We start from the raw sequence: 5,742 nt of genomic DNA on the forward strand, positions 1-5,742 counted from the left end.
AGCAGGGGATTGAAAATCCCCGTGTCGGCGGTTCGATTCCGTCCCTGGGCACCATATTCCAGACCCCTGATGTCGCAAGACTTCAGGGGTTTGTCGTTTCTGGCATCGCAACAAGGCGCCGGCACGACATCGCACAACGTGGAACGGCTCGACGACATCCCGTAGAATGCCGCGTTTTCGAGCCCCGTTTCCGGGAGCTGCACGATTCTTCATCCGCACGGCTCGCAGGGCCAGGCGAGCTCCGGCGGTTGGCCGTGTTGGCCGCCTCTCGCCCCTGTGCTAGCTTGCAGGCAACGTCCCCCGTCGCCGTCTGCAGCGGAGTCATACAAGAGGACAACGTATGGTTCAGGCCACGCCTGCACTGGAAATCCGCAACCTGCACAAGCGTTACGGCGACCTGGAGGTGCTCAAGGGCATTTCCCTCACCGCCCGTGACGGTGACGTGATCTCCATCCTCGGCTCGTCTGGCTCGGGCAAGTCCACCTTCCTGCGCTGCATCAACCTTCTGGAAAACCCCAACGAAGGGGAAATCCTCGTCGCCGGCGAACAGCTCAAGCTCAAGCCCGGCAAGGCTGGCGAACTGGTCGCGGCGGACAGCCGGCAGATCAACCGCCTGCGCAGCCAGGTCGGCTTCGTGTTCCAGAACTTCAACCTCTGGCCACACATGAGCGTGCTGGACAACATCATCGAGGCCCCGCGCCGCGTGCTGGGGCAGAGCAAGGCCGAAGCCATCGACGTGGCCGAGGCCCTGCTGGCCAAGGTCGGCATCGCCGACAAGCGCCACGCCTATCCGAACCAGCTGTCCGGCGGCCAGCAGCAGCGCGCCGCCATCGCCCGCACCCTGGCGATGCAGCCCAAGGTGATCCTCTTCGACGAGCCCACCTCGGCGCTGGACCCGGAGATGGTACAAGAAGTGCTTAACGTGATCCGTGCGCTCGCCGATGAGGGACGCACCATGCTACTGGTGACCCATGAATTGAACTTCGCCCGCCAGGTGTCCAGTGAAGTGGTCTTCCTGCACCAGGGTCTGGTCGAGGAACAGGGGTCGCCCGAGCAGGTGTTTGACAACCCGCAATCGGCGCGCTGTAAACAATTCATGTCCAGCCATCGCTAACACGGAGCAACACCGCATGCAGACCTACAAGAAGTTCCTGCTGGCCGCCGCCGCCACCCTGGCCATCGGCAGCCAGGCCGTCGCGGCAGAGAAGCTCAAGCTCGGCACCGAAGGCGCCTACCCTCCCTTCAACCTGATCGACGCCAGCGGCCAGGTGGTCGGCTTCGACATCGAAATCGGCCAGGCGCTGTGCGCCAAGATGAAGGTCGAATGCGAAGTCGTCACCTCCGACTGGGACGGCATCATCCCGGCGCTGAACGCCCGCAAGTTCGACTTCCTGATCGCCTCCATGTCGATCACCGAAGAGCGCAAGCGCGCCGTCGACTTCACCGAGCCCTACTACACCAACAAGCTGCAGTTCGTGGCGCCCAAGTCGGTGGACTTCAAGACTGACCAGAACAGCCTCAAGGGCAAGGTGATCGGTGCACAGCGCGCCACCATTGCCGGCACCTGGCTGGAGGACAACCTGGCCAAGGTGGTCGACGTGAAGCTCTACGACACCCAGGAGAACGCCTACCTGGACCTGGCCTCCGGCCGCCTGGACGGCATCCTCGCCGACACCTTCGTGCAGTGGGAATGGCTCAAGAGCGACGCCGGCAAGGACTTCGAGTTCAAGGGCGACCCGGTGTTCGACAACGACAAGATCGGCATTGCCGTGCGCAAGGGCGACCCGCTGCGCGAGCGCCTGAACACCGCGCTGAAGGAAATCGTCGCGGACGGTACTTACGAAAAGATCAACGCCAAGTACTTCCCGTTCAGCATCTATTGATCGACCCCCGGCGCGCCTTAGGGCGCGCCGGCCTCACGCTAGCTTTTCCTCATGATCTTCGACCTCCACGGATTCGGCCCCGCGCTGCTGGCCGGCACGCTGATGACCATCCAGCTCGCCCTGGCCTCCCTGGCGCTGGGCCTGGTCCTCGGCCTGCTCGGTGCGCTGGCCAAGACCTCGCCCCTCAAGCCCCTGCAATGGCTGGGCGGCACCTACTCCACCCTGGTGCGCGGCGTGCCCGAGCTGCTCTGGGTGCTGCTGATCTATTTCGGCACGGTGGGCCTGATGCGCAGTCTGGCCGACCTGCTGGGCATGGAAAGCCTGGAGCTTTCCGCCTTCGCCGCCGGCACCATTGCCCTGGGGCTGTGCTTCGGCGCCTACGCCACCGAGGTCTTCCGGGGCGCCATCCTGGCCATTCCCAAGGGTCACCGTGAAGCCGGCCTGGCGCTGGGCCTGTCGGCTCCGCGCATCTTCTGGCGGCTGATCCTGCCGCAGATGTGGCGCATCGCCCTGCCCGGCCTCGGCAACCTGTTCATGATCCTCATGAAGGACACCGCGCTGGTCTCGGTGATCGGTCTGGAAGAGCTGATGCGCCGCTCGCAGATCGCCGTGACCGCCAGCAAGGAGCCGTTCACCTTCTACATGGTGGCGGCGCTGATCTACCTCGGCCTGACCGTCGTCGCGATGATCGGCCTGCATTTCCTTGAGCGGCGCGCCAGCCGCGGCTTCGTGAGGAGCGCGGCATGAACTGGGATGTGATCGTTCAATACCTGCCGCGCCTGCTCGACGGCGCGGTGCTGACCCTGCAGCTGGTAGCCATTTCCGTGCTGCTCGGGCTGATCCTGGCCCTGCCGATGGGCATCGCCCGTGCCTCGCAGAACCTCTACCTGCGCGCCCTGCCCTACGCCTACATCTTCTTCTTCCGCGGCACTCCGCTGCTGGTGCAGCTGTTCCTCGTCTATTACGGCATGGCGCAGTTCGATGTGGTGCGCCAGAGCGCGCTGTGGCCGTACCTGCGTGACCCGTACTGGTGCGCCATCATCACCATGACGCTGCACACCGCCGCCTATATCGCCGAAATCATTCGCGGCGCCATCCAGGCAGTGCCGCCCGGCGAAGTGGAGGCGGCGCGGGCGCTGGGCATGTCGCGCACGCAGACCCTGCTACACGTCACCCTGCCGCGCGCCATCCGCATCGGCCTGCCGGCCTACAGCAATGAAGTGATCCTGATGCTCAAGGCCAGCGCCCTGGCCAGCACCATCACCCTGGTGGAACTCACCGGTGCGGCGCGCACCATCATCGCGCGCACCTACCTGCCGGTGGAGTTCTTCTTCGCCGCCGGGGTGATCTACCTGATCATCGCCTTCGTGCTGGTGCAGGGCTTCAAGCTGCTGGAACGCTGGCTGCGCGTGGACGCCTGCCAGGGACGCTGACCCTTTCGCGCGCCCTCGCCCGAGGGGCGCGCCTTTCCAAATCCATCATGCTCACCGGCCCCGATCTGCTCGCCCGCTTCCAGGCCCTGGACGATTTCCTGATCGCCCACCAGGCGCTCTGGCGCCCCAAGCCCTTTACCCACCTGCACCTGCCTTGGGAAGCGGAGCATCCCCGTCTGGCCGCCTGGCTGCGCGCACGCACGCTGGAGCAAGCCGACGCCGACCAGTCCCACCCGGAGCGCCTGCCCGCCCCAGCCCCATTTCCGGAGCTGGCCGCCACCGCCTGGGAACTCGGCCGAATCGACGACTTGCCACGCCGCGTCGGCACGGAGCCGCCCGCACGCCTGAGTGTCGATGTGCCAGGTCGCAAATGGCAGCAGATCCGCGCCTTCGCCGACACCCTGCAGTTCGCCGAACGCCCCAGGCACTGGCTGGACTGGTGCTCCGGCAAGGGCCATCTCGGCCGCCTGCTGGCCCAGGACGGCGCCCGCCTCACGTGCCTGGAATACGATCCCGCGCTGGTGGAAGCCGGCGCCGCGCTCAGCCAGCGCCAGCAGCTGCAGGCCCGGCATATCCAACAGGACGTGCTCGCCGCCGACGCCGCCCAGCAGCTAGCGCCCGAACACAGCCCCGTGGCCCTGCATGCCTGCGGCGACCTGCATGTGCGCCTGCTGCAACTGGCCAGCCAGCGCGGCTGCGCGCACCTGGCCGTGGCGCCCTGCTGCTACAACCGCATCGGCACCGACGAATACCAGCCGCTGTCGGCAGCGGCCCGCGATTCCGAGCTGCGGCTCAGCCGCGATGACCTGGCCCTGCCCCTGTGCGAAACCGCCACCGCCGGCGCCCGGGTACGTCGCCAGCGCGATCAGTCCATGGCGCGCCGACTGGCCTTCGACCTGCTGCAGCGCCAACTGCGCGGCCGCGACGAATACCTGCCCACCCCGTCGCTCCCGGGCCACTGGCTGGACAAGCCCTTCGCCCAGTACTGCCACGACCTCGCCGAGCTCAAGCAACTGCCCAAGCCGGGCAAACAGGACTGGGCCGCACTGGAGAGCGCCGGCTGGCAGCGCCTGGCCGAAGTGCGCAACCTGGAGCTGCTACGCAACCTGTTCCGCCGCCCAATGGAGCTCTGGCTGGTTCTCGACCGGGCCCTGTTTCTGGAGGAACAGGGCTACCAAGTGCGACTGGGCCAGTTCTGCGAACACCGGCTCACGCCCCGCAACCTGCTCCTCCTCGCCGAGCGCAACGATGCCCACAGAATCTGTGGATAACTCTGTGAACGAGTTTGGGGTAAGCCCCGCAAAAGCCCGCCGCGCGGGCCTTTGCCCGCACTGATCCATTTCTGAACAGTCCAAAAATAACCAGCAAAAACAATAAGTTGCGAAATCGGCCGAACGCTTCACAAATTCCATCTCACAGCGTGTTGATTTCATTCGCTTTGTGCATAAGGCCCGCCGGCCGTGACCCCATCGACAGCACAGCGGTTTACTCCCGCGCCCCGGTCGGTATAATGCCGGACGTTTTCGCCGGTATAGCTCAGCTGGTAGAGCAACTGACTTGTAATCAGTAGGTCCCGGGTTCGACTCCTGGTGCCGGCACCATCAAAATCAAAAAAGGCTCACCTTCGGGTGGGCCTTTTTCGTTTTTGGAATCTGCGCCCCAATGGGCGCGCCACGCGCTTGCGGTAGACCTTATACCTATTGCTGCAGCTCGAACCGCACACTCATCGGCTTACTCCCGCTGTGGCTCTGATAGTTCACCTGCCCGTAATAGCGGAAGGGAGCGGCCTTGCCGTTCTCTAGCCTGTTTTCACGCACAAAGAGGTGCAGAGCAATGCCCAACGCTGCGTGGTTGATGATTTCCTGGCCGCGTTTGTTGCCCGGCGCCGTCTGGTTCTGCGTTTGCCAATGGAAATGTCGCTCGTCAATCCAATGGTCTTGGTAGCGCAGGTCATCGGCCTTGCCTTGTTTATTCAGCGTCACCAACAGCACATGGGCATTGCACTCCGGAATCACCACATGCCCGCTGTTCCAGCTTCCAGCATTGAACTCGGAACCAAACAGCGCCGGGATTTCCTCGCGCATAAAGCATTGGCCAACCTGCATTTCTAACGGGTCGATAACGGCTTTGAGGCGAGCGAAGGTGCGGAACTGCTCTTGCAGTTCATCGCTGACCTGAATGTCGGCGTAGTCGGGATTATGGGCGCGCAGGCGGTATTGGCCGCTGGGGTCCTTGAGGACCTTACGTAGCAGATATTGATTATCGCCGGTTTCGTCTTGGCGCTCGATGGCCATGACGTCGCCTGTGATCTTGCCGGCGCTTTCGCTACTAATGACTTCCAGCAGCAGGTAATCCCCATCCTTGATCGGTTGCTTGCCGCCGTTCATGGAATTCCCGGCGGCGCGGGCTAGGAAGTGGCGGGAGGG

Annotated in this window: 6 protein-coding genes and 1 tRNA gene; 6 read left to right on the forward strand and 1 reads right to left on the reverse strand. The window is 64.3% G+C overall.

Going from position 1 to position 5,742, the window contains the following annotated elements:
* Window positions 1-340: 340 nt before the first annotated feature.
* From AS93_RS0115755 to AS93_RS0115780, 6 genes are all read left to right on the forward strand, one after another.
* Complete coding sequence (locus tag AS93_RS0115755; RefSeq protein WP_027591505.1) at window positions 341-1,114, forward strand: ABC transporter ATP-binding protein; 774 nt, start codon at window positions 341-343, stop codon at window positions 1,112-1,114.
* 16 nt (window positions 1,115-1,130) lie between these two features.
* Window positions 1,131-1,883 carry an ABC transporter substrate-binding protein gene (locus AS93_RS0115760; RefSeq protein WP_027591506.1) on the forward strand — a complete coding sequence of 251 codons (753 nt, stop codon included), beginning with the start codon at window positions 1,131-1,133 and terminating at the stop codon, window positions 1,881-1,883.
* A gap of 51 nt (window positions 1,884-1,934) precedes the next feature.
* Entirely contained in the window at window positions 1,935-2,630 is a 696-nt protein-coding gene (locus tag AS93_RS0115765) for an ABC transporter permease (RefSeq protein WP_027591507.1), read from the forward strand.
* Window positions 2,627-3,316 (forward strand): ABC transporter permease, encoded by a 690-nt coding sequence (locus AS93_RS0115770; RefSeq protein ID WP_027591508.1) that lies wholly within the window; start codon window positions 2,627-2,629, stop codon window positions 3,314-3,316. Before AS93_RS0115765 ends, AS93_RS0115770 begins: the two co-directional genes overlap by 4 nt.
* Window positions 3,317-3,363: 47 nt before the next feature.
* Complete coding sequence (locus tag AS93_RS0115775) at window positions 3,364-4,587, forward strand: methyltransferase (protein ID WP_037009618.1); 1,224 nt, start codon at window positions 3,364-3,366, stop codon at window positions 4,585-4,587.
* A 254-nt stretch (window positions 4,588-4,841) separates the two neighbouring features.
* Window positions 4,842-4,917: transfer RNA gene (locus tag AS93_RS0115780), tRNA-Thr, on the forward strand.
* A 96-nt stretch (window positions 4,918-5,013) separates the two neighbouring features.
* Here the strand turns inward: AS93_RS0115780 and AS93_RS0115785 are convergent.
* Window positions 5,014-5,742, reverse strand: a 729-nt coding sequence (locus AS93_RS0115785; protein ID WP_155956162.1) for a DUF3427 domain-containing protein, incomplete at its 5' end; no start/stop codon positions are given.

It is taken from the genome of Pseudomonas sp. RL (assembly GCF_000647775.1).
In the GTDB taxonomy this organism is placed as follows: Bacteria; Pseudomonadota; Gammaproteobacteria; order Pseudomonadales; family Pseudomonadaceae; genus Serpens; species Serpens flexibilis.

Coding starts and splice junctions, on each gene's coding strand:
- AS93_RS0115755 (WP_027591505.1), top strand. CDS start 341: ATGGTTCAGGCCACGCCTGCACTGGAAATCCGCAACCTGCACAAGCGT.
- AS93_RS0115770 (WP_027591508.1), top strand. CDS start 2,627: ATGAACTGGGATGTGATCGTTCAATACCTGCCGCGCCTGCTCGACGGC.
- AS93_RS0115765 (WP_027591507.1), top strand. CDS start 1,935: ATGATCTTCGACCTCCACGGATTCGGCCCCGCGCTGCTGGCCGGCACG.
- AS93_RS0115760 (WP_027591506.1), top strand. CDS start 1,131: ATGCAGACCTACAAGAAGTTCCTGCTGGCCGCCGCCGCCACCCTGGCC.
- AS93_RS0115775 (WP_037009618.1), top strand. CDS start 3,364: ATGCTCACCGGCCCCGATCTGCTCGCCCGCTTCCAGGCCCTGGACGAT.